Below are 16807 nucleotides of genomic sequence, written 5' to 3' on the forward strand. Positions count from 1 at the left end.
GCTGCGCCGTGGTGTCGGGTCGGTGGAGGGCGACCGGCACGGTGACTGGATGGTGCGGTTGGTGCCGGGTGGGGCCAGCGCGAAGGTCTACCGGTGTCCGGGCTGCGACCAGGAGATCCGGCCGGGCACAGCACACGTCGTGGTCTGGCCCGCCGACGAGCGCGGCGACCTGACCGACCGCCGGCACTGGCACAGCGGCTGCTGGCGGGCCCGCGACCGGCGGGCACCCGGGGTGGTCCGGTCGCGCAGCGCCCCGCGCTACGGCCGCTGAGCGAACTCCGCCAGCACCGCGTCGGAGAGGGCCGGCCAGAGGGGGATCGCCCAGTCGCCGAAGGCGCGGTCGGTGAGGCAGGCGCAGGCCAGGCCGGCCACCGGGTCGACCCAGAGGAACGTGCCCGTCTGTCCGAAGTGCCCGAAGGTCGCGGGCGAGTTGTTGGCGCCCGTCCAGTGCGGGCTCTTGTCGGCCCGGACCTCGAAGCCGAGGCCCCAGTCGTTGGGGTCCTGCCGGCCATAGCCGGGCAGCACGCCGGATAGGCCGGGGAACGCCACCTGGCTCGCCTCGCGGGTCAGCGCCGGCGCGATCGTCGGGTTGAGCAACTCGCGGGCCAGCGTCGCCAGGTCGCCGACCGGGCCGGTCACCTTCGACGCAGCCGATCCCTCGAGCACCGTGTCGGGCATGTCGAGCTGGTCGAGGACCAGGTCGATCATCAGATCGGCGAAGCTGCCCTCGGCCCGATCCGCGACGTGGTCCGCGAGCACCTCGAACCCACGGTTGGAGTAGATCCGGCGCTGGCCGGGCTTGCCCATCACCTGGTCGTCGCTCATGTTGAGGCCCGAGGCGTGTGCCAGCAGGTGGCGCACGGTGGAGCCGGGCGGGCCGGCCGGGTCGTCGAGCGAGACCAGCCCGTCGTCGACGGCGGCCAGCACGGTCAACGCGGTCAGCGGCTTGGTGACCGAGGCCCAGGGCAGCGCGGTCTCCGGCCCCGTGCGGGCCAGCACGCCGGCCTTGTTGACCACGGTGACGGCGACGGTGTCCACCGGCCAGGAGTTGACCAGGGCGAGCGCTTGCGATTCGGCCACGCGGCCACCGTATCCGTCAGGAGCGGGTCGACTCGTCGCGGGCCCAGGCGGCGCCGGCCGGGGTGCGCCGGGCCCGGCGCTCGGCGAGCAGCGTCAGCGCGGCGTAGCAGGCGCCAGCCGGCCACAGCCAGGGCCGCGGCAGCACGACGTCGACCAGCCAGGATGCCTTGCGCACCGGGCGGACGGCCACGCCGGCGTTCTTGGACACCTCGCGCAGCGTGGTGTTGGCGGACCGCACCCGGCCCAGCCGGCGGAGCAGGTCGGCGGTGCGGGTCGGGGTGGCGACCACGGACCGGACGGCGGCGATCTCGCGCTTCTCGCCGACTGCGAACAGCGCGTCGAGGAACAGGTCGTCGGCGAACTGGTCGGGGAACTCGTCGAAGCGCGCCCGGGCGTCCTTGGACAGCACGATCGCGCCGCGGCCGAAGAGCGCGTCGCGGAAGGCCGGCAGGCGGCCGTTGACGGCGAAGTAGGCGCGGACGAGCAGCGGCCGACCCTTGACGTCGAGCACCCGGCGCGGTGCGGCGGCGATGACGCCCGACGGGCCGGACACCGCCGCGGCCAGCGCGCGTGCACCGGCCGCGTCGAGGGTGATGTCGGCGTCGAGGTAGATCCGGGGGAAGCTGGCGGCGGCCGCGTCGCCGGCGTTGAGTGCGGCCGGCTTCGAGGCGCGTTCGACCTCGACCACCCGCACGCCGGGCACCGCCCGGGCCGCCCCGGCCGTGTCATCGGTGCAGCCGTTGGCCGCCACCACCACGTCGAACTCGCCGAGCTCGGCGCCGGCGAGCAGGTGGCGCAGGGTGCGCCCGATGACCGTCGCCTCGTTGTGCGCGGCGACCACGATGCTCACCACGGCGCGCGCCCGGTGATCGCGCGGCGGACCCGCTTCTGCAGCGCCCGGCCCCGTCGCCGCCACCCGGAGTATTCGCGGAGGTCGAGCGAGGCGGCCTGGACGACGTAGGCCGAGCGACGCATCTGCTCGGTCCACTCGGCGACGGTGCGGACGCCGGTCTTCTGCGCGGAGAGCGGCCGGCGGGCCATGAACTCCTCGTCGGTGTGGTAGATCGTGCGCGGGCTGCGCGGGTCGTCGAGGTGGTCTTCCGGCAGGAACGGGTAGATCCAGCCGTTGACGAAGCCGAGCGCGGCCGCCTTGAGGCACCAACTGCTGAACGAGTCGTCGTCGGCCAGCGGGCCGGTGCGCTCGACCATCTCGCGCTTGAGCAGGTAGCCGCTGCCCTGCACCCAGTGGTTGCGCATGAGTTGGTGGCCGCCGGCGTAGCTGGCCAGCTTGCGGTCGACCAGGTCCTGGTGCACGTCGGAGTCGGGGAACCGCCAGGTGCCGATCACCCCGAACTCGGGCACGTCTTCATGTGCCTTGCGGAGCACCTCGAGCCACGACTTGTCGGGCAGGCAGTCGTCGTCGACCTTGCTCAGGTAGGCGCCGGTCGACTCGGCCCAGAGCCAGTTGGTCGGCTCGCGCAGCCCGGCGTTGGTCGGGCTGTGGTGGAACCGGTGCACCCGCGGGTCGTGCCGGAACTCCTCGACGGCGGCCAGCGTCGCCGCGTCGCTCCCGTTGTGCCAGAGCCAGACCCGGGCGTCGTCGGTGCAGGTGTCGAGCAGGTGCGGAAGCGACAGCCGGACGTACTCCGGCCGGTCGTACGTGATCATCAGGATGTCGATGCCGGCACGCATCTCGCGGTCTCCCTCAATTCAGCCGTTGTGCCCTGGTGAGCCGCCACATCGCGCCGGCCAGGCCGAGCAGCAGGTGCATCGTGAACAGGTAGGTGGAGAAGAAGAGCGCGTCGAAGGTGAACGCGGACACCGCCATCACGCCGATCGCGACGGCGAGCACGGCGGCCAGGTCGCGGTCGCTGTCGGTCTTGGCGAACCGGCGGACCCGGGCGGCGACCACGACGCCGGTCAGGAACAGCGCGCCGAGGCCGACCACGCCGACGATGCCGGTGGTCACCAACGTGCCGAGCCACTGGTTGTCGAGGAGTTGGTAGAGCGAGGGCAGCCAGGTGCCGACGCCGCGGCCGAACCAGGGCCGTTCCTTGATGAACGGCGCGACGTATTCGTAGTCTTCCAGCCGGCCCTGGACGCTCGGGTCGCTCTCGCCCGCGAACAGCAGCGACTTCAGCGCGCCGAGCAGGCCGGGCTTGCCGACCTGGATGATCGCGGTCAGGAAGACCCCGGCCACCAGCACGTTGAACGTCGTTCGCAGCGGCCAGACCAGGATCAGCAGCAGGATCGCGGCCGCGAGGGCGAGCACGCCGGTGCGGGACAGCGAGATCGGGATGACACCGGCGACGATCATCGCGATGCCGGCGAAGATCTGCCGCTCCCGCCGGGTCGCCGCGAACCGGGCGTAGTGGATCGCGATCACCAGCGCGACCACCATCAGCACGCTGAACTCGATGTAGTGCCCGGCGGTGCCGGCCACCCGGACCAGGCCGCCGCCACCGCGGTCGTCGAAGCCGACCAGGTCGCGCTGGAACTGGAGGATCGGCGGCAGCTTGAGGTAGCCGGTGAAGTCCTGGCGGAAGGCGAACTGGGTGAACGCGAACAGCGCCATCACCACGGAGCCGTAGCAGAGCCAGCGCAGCACCGTGTCGATCCGCTCACGGGTGAGCACGCCGTCGCAGGCGGCCAGCAGGATGCCGCCGGCGGCGAAGCCCAGCAACACCGTGCGGTCAGCCTGGTTGGCTTCCAGCGGGTCGAGGCCGCGGGCCTGGCCGGCGATGTAGGACGCGGCCAGGGTGACGAAGTAGAACGCCAGCGCCCAGCGCATCGGCTGCTGGCCGCGGGTGACCAGGGACGGGTGGAAGCGGGTCAGCCCCCACCAGACGAACAGCAGCAGCCCGACCACCACGCCGGGGCGGCCCAGCGTGGTGAGCGGCGGGAAGATCAGCCGCGCCGGGAAGAAATACATCGCGAAGATGGTCAGGCTGACCCACGCGGTGGCATCCCGGAACTCGATGACGCTGGGCGTTACGCCGTCGTAGACGGTCGCGGTGCGACGAGCGGATAGGTAGGTCTGCACTATTACTGATCGTTGTCGTCAGGCCTGGGCGTCCGCACAGCGGTGAGCAGGATGGTTTCGTCGGTGTCCGGTGCCCGGACGTAGTCGGCGGAGACCTGCTGGTTGGTGCCGGACGAGTGGCCGTTGGCGGTCACCGGGGTGCTGTTGATCCGGATGATCTGGGTGGCGTCGGCCGGCTCCTCGTCGTCGCCGACGTCGCGCCCGGCCGGTTTGTTGACCGGACCCATGGGTTTGGCCAGTGGCGGCTGCGGGCGGCGCGGCTCGACCGCGGCGGAACCGGCGGTGGCGTTGCCGCGCACGCCGGCGCGGGCGTTGACCTGCTTGGTCAGCTTGCGGCGGGCGATCGCGTCGTAGGCGACCACGGCGGCGGCCATGAAGAGCAGGCCGATGGCGAGCACGACGATCTGGGCGCGGAGCACGTTGGACCGCGACGGCGTCACGTTGAGGCCGGCGTCGAGCACCTGGGTGGAGATCTCCTCGCCCGCTTTGGGCTTGTATTTGGCCTGCTGCGCGACGACCTCTTCGCCGATCAGCTTGATGACCGCCTCGACCGTGGCGAGCGCCTTGGCGCTGGTGTCGCTGGAGATCTCGACCGTCATGATCGAGCTGCGGGTGACCAGCGTGATCTCGTAGGCACTGTCGCCGCCGGCGGCGACGACCTTCTGCCGCGACTCGCCGGACGACGCCGAGATCTGCACCGCCTGCGCCATCGCGGTCTCACCGATGCGCAGCCAGGGGTTGCCGGGCGCCGGGGTGGCGCCGTTTTCGGTCGGCGCCTGTGAGGTGGTCGGCGGAACCAGGATGACGGTCGCCGCGGTTTTGTATTCGGGCTGGATCGCGCTGCCGAGAGCCACCGCGGCGGCCAGCGTCACGATGACGACCGGGACCGCGACGTACCACCGCCGGACGACGAGCTTGAGGAGGTCAAGGAGGTCCATGGAAAGGCCCTTTGATCGAATGCGGCGGGAAGGGGCGTCAGGTGGTCGTCAACCGACCGTCTGGTTGGTATCACGCTGGCTCCCCGGTCGGTCGCCTCCCCCCACCGGTGAACCTGATTTGTAACCTTTTCGCGTCTGACCCAGCAACCGGTCCCAGAGTCGGATGTATGACTTGGCCTGGTGATCCCAGGCCAGCACGTCGACAAAGCGGCGGCGGGCCACCTTGCTCATCTCGGCACGGGCGGCGCCGTCGCTCAGCAGGGTGTCGAGCGCCTTGGCGAGCTCGTCGGGCGCACCGGTGGGCACGTAGAGCGCCGCGCCTTCGGCGGTGCGGCGGGTCTCCAGCAGGTCGACGGCGACCACCGGGACGCCGCGGGCGACATATTCGACAGTCTTCGCCATGGTCGACAGCTCGGCCATTTTGGTCGGCGGGTCGGGCTGGATCGCGATGGTGGCGGTGTTGAGCAACGCGTCGACCTCGTCGGCCTCGAGCCAGCCGCGGAACTCGACCACGTCGTCGAGGTGCCGCGTGGTGGCCAGCTCGCGCAATTCGGGCAGGCTGTCACCGTCGCCGGCGACCACCAGCTTCCAGTCGTGGTTGCCGCGCAGCCCGGTCAGCCGCTCGGCGGCGAGCACGGCGGCGTCGACGTGGTCCTGCGGGTTGATCACCCCAAGGTAGACGATGGTGTGCCGGCCGGCCGGCTGGGCCTGCTCGGCGTAGGCGACCTCGGCGATGGCGGGACCGTTGCGGACGACGACCACCTTGTCGGGGTCGACGCCACCACGGGTGATCGCCAGGTCACGGTAGGACTCGTTGGTCGACACGACGGCGGTGGCCCAGCGCCAGGACATCTTCTCGAACCACTTGAGGATCGTCAGCACGGCCGGTTTGGGCGAGTCTGTCTTGCACTCGTAGAGCTCGGGGCTCAGGTCGTGGTGGTCGAAAACGAACGGGCGGCCGAGCAGGCGCAGCAGCAACGCCAGCACCCAGAAGACGTCTGGTGGGTTGCAGGCCTGCACAGCGTCGACCCGGGTGCGCAGCATCAGGCCGAGCAGGCGGGTGGTGACGGCGCAGAGCGCCCAGGCGAACTCGAAGGCGAACGACAGCACCCCCGCGCCGGCGAGCGGTTGGGGGAACGACCGGATGTCGGTCGACCGGCTGCCCGGCAGGCGGGTCAGTCGGTTGGCGCCTCGCGGGCAGATCACCGTGACCCGGTAGCCGGCTTCTTCCAGCGCCAGGCACTCGCGGATCACCCTGCGGTCACGCTCGACCGGCAGGTTGACCACGACGATGACCACATGCCCCCGCGATTTGGTCATCTCCACCTCTGGATACTGTGGACAGTTGTGCGCTCCCTTAAGGGAGGCTTAACTAACACAGGCGACGATGCTCTATCCGAGCCACGCGTGGCAAGGGTGACTGATGCACCACTAGTGTCGACTTCACTACATGCCCGTGGCCGATCGGTCGATTGCTCGTCGGAAGACCGGACCATACTTGTTGGCGGGTCGGCCGGCCAAATCCCGGATATGCCACCGGATGGTGGGGGTGCGCCGCAATTGCCGGCAATGACCCGTCAAGAATCAGACACCGCTTTCCCTTGAGCCACTGGCTAGCCTGTGCGCCTGCGACGCAGCGTATGCGTACATGTGAATCTTGGGGGAGGTGGCGCGATGACGCGCCCACTACGTCCGCTGCGGACGATGCTGGCCACGGCGTTGGTCGCCGGCGGGCTCATCGCGCTGGCGGGAGCGCAGCCGGCCGCGGCGACCACGCTGCCGAGCGGTTTCCAGGAACAGATCGTGTTCAGTGGGCTGGCGCAGCCGACGAACATCGAGTTCGCCGCCGACGGCCGGGTCTTCGTCGCCGAGAAGGGCGGCCGGATCAAGGTCTACGACAACCTCGCCGACCCGACCCCCACGGTGTTCGCCGACCTGTCGACCAACGTGTTCAACGTGTGGGACCGCGGCCTGCTCGGCCTGGCGCTGGCGCCCGGCTTCCCGGCCAACCCCTACGTCTACGTTCTCTACAGCTATGACGCGCCGCCCGGGCAGACCGCGCCGTTCTGGAACGACAACTGCGGCGACGCCAACAACGGCCAGTGCATCGTCCAGGGCCGGCTCTCCCGGCTCCAGGCCGCCGGCGACGTGATGACCGGCAGCGAGCAGGTGCTCATCACCGACTGGTGCCAGCAGTTCCCCAGCCACTCGATCGGCGATCTCAAGTTCGGCGCCGACGGCATGCTCTACGTGAGCGGCGGCGACGGCGCGAGCTTCAGCGCCACCGACTACGGCCAGTTGGGCACCCCGCGCAACCCGTGCGCCGACCCGCCGTCTGCGGTCGGCGGCGCGATGAACCCGCCCACCGCCGAGGGCGGCGCGCTGCGCTCGCAGGACGTGCGCTCGACCGGCGACCCGACCTCGCTCGACGGCGCGGTGCTGCGGCTCGACCCGGCCACCGGCGCCGCCGCGCCCGGCAACCCGCTCGCCGCCTCGCCCGACGCCAACTCGCGGCGGATCGTCGCGCACGGCCTGCGCAACCCGTTCCGGCTCACCGTGCGGCCCGGCACCAACGAGGTGTGGGCCGGCGACGTCGGCTGGAACACGTGGGAAGAGATCAACCGGGTGACCAACCCGACCGCGGGGGTCACCAACTTCGGCTGGCCCTGCTACGAGGGCATGGGCATCATGGGCTCCTACGACGGCGCCAACCTCAACCTCTGCGAGTCGCTCTACAGCGGCGGCGGGCACACCCAGCCCTACTACACCTACAACCACAGCGCCGCGGTCGTGCCGGGGGAAAACTGCGGCAACGGCGGCGACGCCACGAGTGGCCTGGCGTTCTACCCGGCCAGCGGGGGCAACTACCCGGCGGCCTACGCGGGAGCGCTGTTCTTCGCCGACTACTCCCGCAACTGCATCTGGGCGATGAAGCCGACCACCGCCGGCGGGCTGCCGTCGACCGGCGCCATCGAGGCGTTCGGGCAGGCCGCGGCCGGTCCCGTCGACCTTCAGATCGGCCCCGGCAACGAGCTCTACTACGTCGACCTCGGCGGCACCGTCCGGCGGATCCGCTACTTCCCGGGCAACCAGCCGCCGGTGGCCGCGTTCAGCGCCACGCCGGTCGCCGGGCAGCCACTGCGGGTCACCTTCGACGGCAGCGCCTCGAGCGACGCCGACCCGGCCGACCAGGGCCGGCTCACCTACGCCTGGGACTTCACCAACGACGGCTCGACCGACGCCACCGGGCCGACCGCCGCGTTCACCTACCCGGCCGCGGGCAGCTACACCGCGAAGCTGACGGTGACCGACACGCTCGGCGCCACCGACACCCACCTGGTGGCCATCCAGCCCGGCCACACCGCGCCGGTCGCGGTGATCGACACGCCAGCCGCGGCGACCACCTGGAAGGTCGGCGACACGATCGCCTTCAGCGGGCACGCCACCGACGCCGACCAGGGCAACCTGCCGGCCGGCGGGCTGTCCTGGCGGTTGCGGATGCACCACTGCGAGAGCGTCGGCAACTGCCACGTGCACGAGGTGCAGCAATGGAACGGCGTGACCAGCGGCTCGTTCATCGCGCCCGACCACGAGTATCCGTCCTATCTGGAGCTCGAGCTGACGGCGACCGACGCCGACGGGCTGAGCAACACGGCGTCGCGGCAGCTCGACCCGAAGACGGTCGACCTGACGTTCCGCAGCAACCCGGCCGGGCTACAGCTCAACGTCGGCGCGTTCACCGGTGCGACGCCGTTCACGCGTACCGTGATCCAGGGTTCCACCAACTCGGTCAGCGCGCCCACGCCGCAGAGTTCCGGCGGCGCGATCAACACGTTCGCCAACTGGTCCGACGGCGGCGCCAACAGCCACGTGATCACCGCGCCGACGGCGGCCGCGACCTACACGGCCACGTTCACCGCGACGGCCGGCTGCGCCGACAGCTACGGCTACGTCTGCACGACGCAGACCGGCCAGCCGTTCGCCTCGGCCGACGGCGCGGTGCTGCCGCTGACCGGCGACGACGCGGTCGCACCGGTGTCGCTGCCGTTCCCGTTCCGGCTCTACGGCCAGGAATACGGCAACGCCTGGGTTTCCACCAACGGGTTCGTCTCGTTCGCCACCCCCGGTGGCGCGGTGCCGGCCAACGGGCCGCTGCCCTCGACCGGCGCGCCCAACGCCGCGGTCTACCCGTTCTGGGACGACCTCGTGCAACGGGCCGACTCGACCGTGCGCACCGGGGTGAGCGGCACGGCGCCCAACCGCAAATTCACCGTCGAGTGGCGCAACAGCGGCTACTACGGGTCCAACTCCGGGCGGATCCGGTTCTCCGCGGTGTTCGGCGAAGACGGCTCGATCACCTACCACTACGCCGACCTGTCGACCGCTGACCGCGAAGAGGGCAACTCCGCCACCGTCGGCATCGAAGACGGTTCGGGCACCGTGGGCCTGGCCTACTCGGTCGAGCAGCCGGTGCTGCGCGACGGCACCACGGTGACGTTCTCGCCGCCCGGTGGCACGCCGCCGCCGACCTCCGGCACCATCTCCGGCGTGGTCAGCGCCAACGGCAACCCGCTCGGCGGCGCGACCCTGACGCTGTCGCCCGGCGGTCGCACGGCGACCTCGGCCGGCAACGGCGCCTACCAGTTCACCGCGGTCGCGCCGGGCGCCTACACGGTGGCGGGCACCGCGCCCGGCGGGTTCACCGGCTCCGCGCCGGTGACGGTGACCGCGGGTGGCACGCACACGGTCAACCTCACGCTGACCGGGCCGCCGCCGGGCACCGGCGCCTACACCAAGACGACGCAGGCGCGACCATACGTGTCGACCGACGACGGCACGGTGCTGCCGCTCACCGGTGACGACGCGGTCGCCCAGGTCACGCTGCCGTTCGGGTTCGCGTTCTACGGCCAGCAGCAGACCACGGCGTGGGTGTCGACCAACGGCGTGCTGTCCTTTGTGAACCCCGGCGGCGCGACGCCCGACAACACGGCACTGCCGGCGACCGGGCTGCCGAACGCGGCCATCTACCCATACTGGGACGACCTGGTGCAGCGCTCCGGCAGCGCGATCCGCACCAAGGTGGTCGGCTCCGCGCCCAACCGGCAGTTCGTCATCGACTGGTTCAACACCGGGATGTACGGTTCGTCGTCGGCGCGGATCTCCGCTCAGGTGGTGCTCGCCGAGAACGGCGAGATCTCCCTGAACTACGCCGACCTCGCGACATCGGCCCGGGAACGGGGCGACTCCGCGACGGTCGGCATCGAAGACGCCGCCGGCCTCAATGCCGTGCAGCACTCCTTCAACCAGGGTGTGCTGAGCAACGGCACGGCGATCGTCTTCACACCTAACTAGACCTGCCGTCCGACCGGGCGGGCAAATAGGCCCGTCCGGTTAACGGGACCGGTCACGAAGCTGAAGAGTTGCTTGCGGAATCCGGATGACCATGAGCATCCGGGATGCGGTGGTTCACCGCGGGATGGAGCAGTGCCGTGTCGTTGAGCGTTCGGCGATTTTTCGCCGGCCTGCTGGCGTTGGTCCTTGGTCTGCCGCTGACCGCGGGGCTGTTGGCCGCACCCGCCGCGGCCGGCCCGCCGCCGACCGGGTTCACCGAGCAGGTCGTGATGAGCGGCCTGAGCAACCCGACCAAGCTGGTGTTCGCGCCCGACGGCCGGATCCTGATCGCGCAGAAGAACGGCGTCATCAAGATCTACGACAACCTCTCCGACACCACCCCGACGGTCTTCGCCGACCTGAGCAGCGAGATCTTCAACTACGGCGACCTCGGGCTGCTCGGGCTGGCCGTGCCGCCGGACTTCCCGGACACGCCCTACGTCTACGTCAGCTACACCTACGACGGGCAGATCGGCGGCAGCGCGCCGACCTACAACGACCAGTGCCCGGTGCTGGGCGACTGCATCGTCAGCAGCCGGGTCTCCCGGTTGCGCATCGCCGGCAACGTGATGACCGGCACCGAGCAGGTGCTGCTGCACGACTGGTGCCTGCAATACGAGACGCACTCCATCGGCGACATCAAGTTCGGCCCCGACGGCAAGCTCTACGTCAGCGGCGGTGACGGCGCCTCGCCCAGCTTCCCCGACTACGGCCAGCGTGGCGCGGTGACCAACGCCTGCGGCGACCCGGGTGCTCCGGTCGGCGGCGCGATGACCCCGCCGACCGCCGAGGGTGGCGCGCTGCGCTCGCAGGACGTGCGCACCGCCGGCGACCCGACCGGGCTCAACGGCACCTTCATCCGGGTCGACCCCGACACCGCGGCCGGGCTGCCCGACAACCCGATGGCCGGCAGCAGTGACCCCAACAACCGGCGGATCCTGGCGTACGGGCTGCGCAACCCCTACCGCTGGGTGTTCCGCCCGGGCACCTCCGAGGTCTGGTTCGGTGACGTCGGCTGGCGCACCTGGGAAGAGATCGACCGGCTGGCCGACCCGCTGAACGGGCCCGTGGAAAACTTCGGCTGGCCCTGCTACGAGGGTGACGAGGACCAGAACGGTTACAACGCGCCCAACCTGTCGCTCTGCGAGAGCCTCTACGCCCAGGGCCCCAACGCGGTCGTGGCGCCGCAATACACCTACAACCACGCCGCCGCGGTCGTCTCCGGCGACGGCTGCCCCACCGGCGGTTCGTCGCCCAGCGCGCTGGCGTTCTACCCGACCAGCGGTGGCAACTACCCGGCGACCTACCGCGGCGCGCTGTTCTTCGGCGACTACGCGCGGCAGTGCATCTGGGCGATGCTGCCGGGTGCCGGCGGGGTGCCCGACCGCGACCACATCGTGCCGTTCACCTCGACCGCGGCGACGCCCGTCGACCTCGAGATCGGTCCCGACAACCGGCTCTACTACGTCGACCACTCCGGTGGCACGATCCGCCGGTTCAACTACAACACCGGCAACCAGCCGCCGACCGCCGCGGTGACCGCGTCGCCGACGGCCGGCAACGCGCCACTCACGGTCAACTTCGACGCGTCCGCCTCGACCGATCCCGACGCCGGCGAAGTGCTCTCCTACCAGTGGGACTTCACCAACAACGGCTCGTGGGACGCCTCCGGTGCGACCACGTCGTTCACCTACACGGCCACCGGCACCTACACCGCCCGCCTGCGGGTCAGCGACCTCGGCGGGCTGTCGTCGGAGAAGACCGTCCAGATCCTGGTGGGCACCGGCGCGCCGACCGCGTTCATCGACACGCCGGCCAGCAACCCGAGCTTCAAGGTCGGCGACGCGATCTCGTTCAGCGGCCATGCCACCGACCCGCAGCAGGGCAACCTGCCGGCGTCGGCGCTGCACTGGCAGTTGCTGCTGCACCACTGCTATTCCGACGACAACTGCCACACCCACAACGTGCAGGAGTGGGACGGCGTGGCCGGCGGCACGTTCAACGCGCCCGACCACGAGTATCCGTCCTATCTGGAGCTTGCGCTCACCGCGACCGACAACGGCGGCCTGACCCACACGGCCAGCCGGCGGCTCGACCCGCGGCACGTCGACCTGACGTTCACCAGCAACCCGCCGGGCCTCCAGATCAGTGCCAACGGCGTGCTGGTGACCACGCCGGCCACCCGCACCGTGCTGGCCGGCTCGACCAACTCGATCAGCGCGCCGACACCGCAGAGCGGCTACGCGTTCGACCACTGGTCCGACGGCGGCGCCGCGACCCACGTGGTCGTCGCGCCGGACTCGCCGACCACCTACACCGCGACCTACACGGCCAGCACCGGGGGCAGCGGTGACTACGAGGTCAGCGACGCCACCGGCCAGCCGTTCGTCGGTGCCGACGCGACCACGCTGCCGCTCGCCGGTGACGACGTGAAGCAGCAGGTGTCGCTGCCGTTCGCGTTCCCGTTCTACGGCGTACCGCAGAGCAGTGTGTGGGTGACCAGCAACGGCTTCCTGTCCTTCGCCGATCCGGGCTTCACCGGCCTGATCGCGGAGAACACCCCGTTGCCCAACGGCAGCGTGCCCAACGCCGGCATCTACCCGTTCTGGGACGACCTGGTGCTGCGGGCCGACTCGTCGATCCGCACCGAGACGGTCGGTTCCGCACCCAACCGCCGGTTCGTCGTCGAGTGGCACAACGTCGGCCACTACGGCTCCAACTCGGCCCGGCTGTCGATCAGCGCGGTGCTCTACGAGTCGGGCAAGATCGAGTTCAACTACACCGACCTCAACACGGCCCGCGAAGACGGCAACTCCGCGACCGTCGGCATCGAAGACGCGGCCGGCGCGACCGCGTCGACCTACTCGTTCAACCAGGCCAACCTCGACAACGGCAAGCGGGTCACGTTCACGCCGGCCGACACCGAGGAGCCGCCACCGCCGCCGACCACCGGCACGGTCAAGGGCGTGGTGACCAACGCCGGTGGCACGCCGATCGTGGGCGCCGCCGTGACGCTGACGCCGGGCGGCGGCTCGACCACGACCGCGGCGCAAGGCGCCTACCAGTTCGGCGGCGTGCCGGCGGGCAACTACACGGTGACGGCGACGTCGTCGGGCCAGAGCGCCAGCAAGCCGGTGACGGTGACCGCGGGCAACACGTCGACGATCAACCTGGCGGTGGGCAGCCCACCGGCCGAGCCCGGCTACACCAAGACCACACAGCAGCGGGCGTACGTGCCAACGACCGGCGGCACCGTGGTCGACCTGACCGGCGACGACGCGGTGGCCCAGCTCAGCCTGCCGTTCGCGGTGCCGTTCTACGGCCAGTCGAAGTCGCAGGCCTGGATCTCCACCAACGGCTTCGTCTCGTTCGCCGACCCCGACTGGGCCCAGCCGGAGAACGTCGCGATCCCGGCGGCGGCGCTGCCCAACGCCGGTGCCTACGCCTTCTGGGACGACCTGGTGATGCGGGCCGACAGCACGATCCGCACGAAGGTGACCGGGTCGTCGCCCAACCGCCAACTCGTCGTCGAGTGGAACAACATCGGCCAGTATGGGTCGGCGTCGGCGCGCATCTCGGTCGAGGCCATCTTCGGCGAAGACGGCACCATCGTCTACAACTACCAGGACCTGGCACCGAGCAAGACCCGCGAACGCGGCGACAGCGCCACCGTCGGCCTGGAAAACCCGACCGGCACGGCGGGCGTCCAACACTCGCTCAACCAGGCCGTCCTCGCCGACGGCCAGGCCATCATCTTCACTCCCAACTAGACAGCGGTTACCGTCACGGGCATGGCTCACGCATGGACGTTCGCCGTTGCCCGTGACGACCTGACCCGCACCAGCATCAGCGACGGGGTCGTGCCCGACCTGGCCGACGGCGAGGTGCTGCTGCGGGTCGACCGGGTCGGCATGACCGCCAACAACGTCACCTACGCCGTGCTGGGGGAGTCCTTCCGTTATTGGCAGTTCTTCTCGCCTTCGCGTTACGGGCTCGACCCCGGCTGGGGACTCGTGCCGTTGTGGGGCTTCGCCGACGTGGTCGGCTCCACCGTCGCGGGTGTGGAAATCGGGCAACGGGTGTACGGCTACCTCCCGCCCGCCAGCCACCTGCTGGTGCGGCCCGAGCGGGTCGACGCGGCCGGCTTCCGCGACGGCAGCGCGCACCGGGCCGACCTGCCCTCGCCCTACAACGCCTACCGGCTGACCACCGGTGACGCGGCCTATCGGGTCGACGAGGAAGACCTGCTGGTGTTGTTCCGGCCGCTGTTCTTCACGTCGTTCATGCTGGCCGACCAGATCGCCGACAACGACTTCTACGGTGCCGACGCGCTGGTGCTCTCGTCGGCGTCCAGCAAGACGGCCTACGCGGCCGCGTTCGAGTTGCGGGGGCAAGGTCCGCGGGTCGTCGGACTCACCTCGCCCGGCAACGTCGCCTTCACCGAGTCGCTCGGCTGCTACGACGACGTGCTGTCCTACGCCCAGTTGGAGACGTTGCCGCCGGTGCGGACCGCCTACCTCGACCTGTCCGGCGCGCCGGCGACCCGGGCCGCGCTGCGCGAGCACCTCGGCGACCACCTGATCCGCGACATCGCGGTCGGCCTGACCTACCAGGTGCCCAACACCGAGGCGGCCGGCGAGTTCTTCTTCGCGCCGGTCCAGATGCGCAAGCGCGGCGCCGACTGGGGTCGCGACGAGTTGGACCGCCGGTTCGGCGTGGCCTGGCGCCGCTTCGTCGACGAGCTTGGTGATCGGGTCGAGGTTCGCGTCGGCGCCGGCCCGGAGGCGTTGCGCACCGCCTGGCTCGACGCGGTCGCCGGCCGCACCCCGGCCCAGGTCGGTCAGGTGCTCCAGTTGTGAACTAGGTTGCCGGGGTGAAGAGACGTGTGATGGGGCTGTTGGCGGCCGCGGGGGTCCTGTTGGGTGGGTGCGCCGACGCGAGCGATCCGCGGCCGGCACCGGAAAACAGCCAGCCGGTGACCAGCGCGGCCGGTCTTCAGGGCCGCTGGTGGGAATGGGCGGCGTCCGCACCGCGGGGAGACGACCCGGTGTCCGATCAGGATGGTGACGACTGCCGGCGCAACCAGCCGGCCGACGTGTGGTTCCTGGCCGGCACGTTCGGCACGTCGGCGACCCGCCGTTGCGACACACCCGCCGGCCGCCCGGTGGTGGTGCCGATCGTCAACGTGTTCGGCTCGCCCGACGACTGCGACACGTTCATGGCGACCGCCCAGGGCACCGTCGACCTCGACGGCAGTTCGGTGCCGATCGAGCGGATCGAGAGCGAACCGGTCAGCTTCACCGGCGTCGCCGGCAACGCCCTCGGCACCGAGACCGATCCCGTCGACGCAGTGGGATGTGGTCTCTGGGCGACGATTCCGGCGTTGCCGGCCGGGATTCACCAGCTGCGGTTACGCGGCGGCAGCGGCGATTTCCGGGTGAGTGTGGACTACCGGCTTCAGGTGTTGGCCCGCACGGCCTGAAACTCGGCGACCAGCACCGCGCTGAGGACCAGCGAGGCCGGATGCCGCACCTGGGTGCGCAGCGCTTTGGCCACGTCGAGCAGGTTGTGGTCTTCGGTGACGGCGAAACCGTGTTGGCTGAGCAGGGCGCCCATCGTGGCCGAGGTCCAGAACGAGAGCCACGGCTCGTTGGCGAACACGCTCGACCGGCCGGTGGACGCGCTCAACAGCCGGGCCAGCAGCCGGCTGAGCTTGCGCGAACCGGCCGGCAGCTGGAAGTTGACCACCAACCGGCTGCCCGGCGCCGAGCAGCCGGCCAGTGCCTCGACGGTCGCCGCCACCTGGTCGGTCGTGAGGTAGGGCACGACGCCCTCCCAGATCCAGGTCGTCGCGGCGTCGGCGCGGTGCCCGGCCGCGGCCAGCGCAGTGCCCAGCACGTCGCGGGTGAAGTCGACCGCAACGAAGGCCGGTGGTGGGCCGGTCAGCGCGGCGGCGCGGTCGCGTTTGTCCTGTTGGGAGGCCGGCTGGTCGACCTCGAAGACGGCCACGCCGGCGAGTTCCGGCATCCGCCAGGCCCGGCCGTCGAGCCCGGCGCCGAGGATGACCACCTGCGGTGCGGCGTGCGCGCGGACGGCGTCGTCGATGGCGACGGTGCGCGGCACCATCAGCTCGGCCATCGCGCGCACCGTCTCGTAGTCGACCCGTGCGCGCCACTGCCGGGGCACCTCACCGGTGCGCACCCACTCGACCGCGACCCGCTCGTCGGGCAGCAGCAACGGCAGCGCCGTCGGATCGGCGAACCGGTCCGGGACCACCAGGCCATCGGCGGCCGCCCGGCCCTGGCACACCAGCACCGCGGTGCGGCTCGCCCGCAACGTGTCGGCCATCCCTCGA

General features: G+C 70.8%; 12 protein-coding genes. 5 read left to right on the plus strand and 7 right to left on the minus strand.

Annotated features, from left to right (window positions below):
* Nucleotide 1 precedes the first annotated feature (1 nt).
* On the plus strand, nt 2-271 hold the full coding sequence (locus DFJ67_RS17820; RefSeq protein WP_409362921.1) for an Rv1322 family protein: 270 nt from the start codon (nt 2-4) through the stop codon (nt 269-271).
* Here the strand turns inward: DFJ67_RS17820 and DFJ67_RS17825 are convergent.
* The 6 genes from DFJ67_RS17825 to DFJ67_RS17850 are packed head-to-tail and all read right to left on the minus strand — an operon-like array spanning nt 259 to nt 6381.
* Complete coding sequence (locus DFJ67_RS17825) at nt 259-1080, minus strand: serine hydrolase domain-containing protein (RefSeq protein WP_203783611.1); 822 nt, start codon at nt 1078-1080, stop codon at nt 259-261. The two genes, DFJ67_RS17820 and DFJ67_RS17825, sit on opposite strands and share 13 nt — an antisense overlap.
* A gap of 16 nt (nt 1081-1096) precedes the next feature.
* Complete coding sequence (locus DFJ67_RS17830) at nt 1097-1933, minus strand: glycosyltransferase (RefSeq protein WP_116069019.1); 837 nt, start codon at nt 1931-1933, stop codon at nt 1097-1099.
* Nucleotides 1927-2772 carry a glycosyltransferase family 2 protein gene (locus tag DFJ67_RS17835; protein ID WP_116069020.1) on the minus strand — a complete coding sequence of 282 codons (846 nt, stop codon included), beginning with the start codon at nt 2770-2772 and terminating at the stop codon, nt 1927-1929. Before DFJ67_RS17835 ends, DFJ67_RS17830 begins: the two co-directional genes overlap by 7 nt.
* A 13-nt stretch (nt 2773-2785) precedes the next feature.
* Nucleotides 2786-4123: an O-antigen ligase family protein gene (locus DFJ67_RS17840; protein ID WP_116069021.1), complete on the minus strand. Its 1338-nt coding sequence runs from the start codon at nt 4121-4123 to the stop codon at nt 2786-2788.
* A gap of 2 nt (nt 4124-4125) precedes the next feature.
* The gene (locus DFJ67_RS17845; protein ID WP_116069022.1) at nt 4126-5061 is read right to left on the minus strand and encodes a GumC domain-containing protein; all 936 of its coding nucleotides are present in this window, start codon (nt 5059-5061) and stop codon (nt 4126-4128) included.
* 48 nt (nt 5062-5109) lie between these two features.
* Entirely contained in the window at nt 5110-6381 is a 1272-nt protein-coding gene (locus DFJ67_RS17850; RefSeq protein WP_116069023.1) for a glycosyltransferase family 4 protein, read from the minus strand.
* A gap of 354 nt (nt 6382-6735) precedes the next feature.
* Here DFJ67_RS17850 and DFJ67_RS17855 point away from each other — a divergent pair, with 354 nt between their 5' ends.
* The 4 genes from DFJ67_RS17855 (at nt 6736) to DFJ67_RS17870 (ending at nt 15934) form a co-directional block, all read left to right on the plus strand.
* Nucleotides 6736-10413 (plus strand): PQQ-dependent sugar dehydrogenase, encoded by a 3678-nt coding sequence (locus tag DFJ67_RS17855; protein ID WP_170215902.1) that lies wholly within the window; start codon nt 6736-6738, stop codon nt 10411-10413.
* Between the two features lie 137 nt (nt 10414-10550).
* Nucleotides 10551-14222 carry a PQQ-dependent sugar dehydrogenase gene (locus tag DFJ67_RS17860; protein WP_203783612.1) on the plus strand — a complete coding sequence of 1224 codons (3672 nt, stop codon included), beginning with the start codon at nt 10551-10553 and terminating at the stop codon, nt 14220-14222.
* 21 nt (nt 14223-14243) lie between these two features.
* On the plus strand, nt 14244-15311 hold the full coding sequence (locus DFJ67_RS17865) for a DUF2855 family protein (protein WP_116069025.1): 1068 nt from the start codon (nt 14244-14246) through the stop codon (nt 15309-15311).
* Between the two features lie 14 nt (nt 15312-15325).
* Nucleotides 15326-15934: a hypothetical protein gene (locus tag DFJ67_RS17870; RefSeq protein WP_203783613.1), complete on the plus strand. Its 609-nt coding sequence runs from the start codon at nt 15326-15328 to the stop codon at nt 15932-15934.
* On the opposite strand, the gene DFJ67_RS17875 is transcribed toward DFJ67_RS17870, so the two are convergent.
* Nucleotides 15910-16800, minus strand: coding sequence for a class I SAM-dependent methyltransferase (locus tag DFJ67_RS17875; RefSeq protein ID WP_116069026.1), 891 nt, complete (start codon nt 16798-16800; stop codon nt 15910-15912). The two genes, DFJ67_RS17870 and DFJ67_RS17875, sit on opposite strands and share 25 nt — an antisense overlap.
* Nucleotides 16801-16807: the final 7 nt, after the last annotated feature.

Origin of the sequence: Asanoa ferruginea, assembly GCF_003387075.1 — a bacterium.
Classification (GTDB): domain Bacteria; phylum Actinomycetota; class Actinomycetes; order Mycobacteriales; family Micromonosporaceae; genus Asanoa; species Asanoa ferruginea.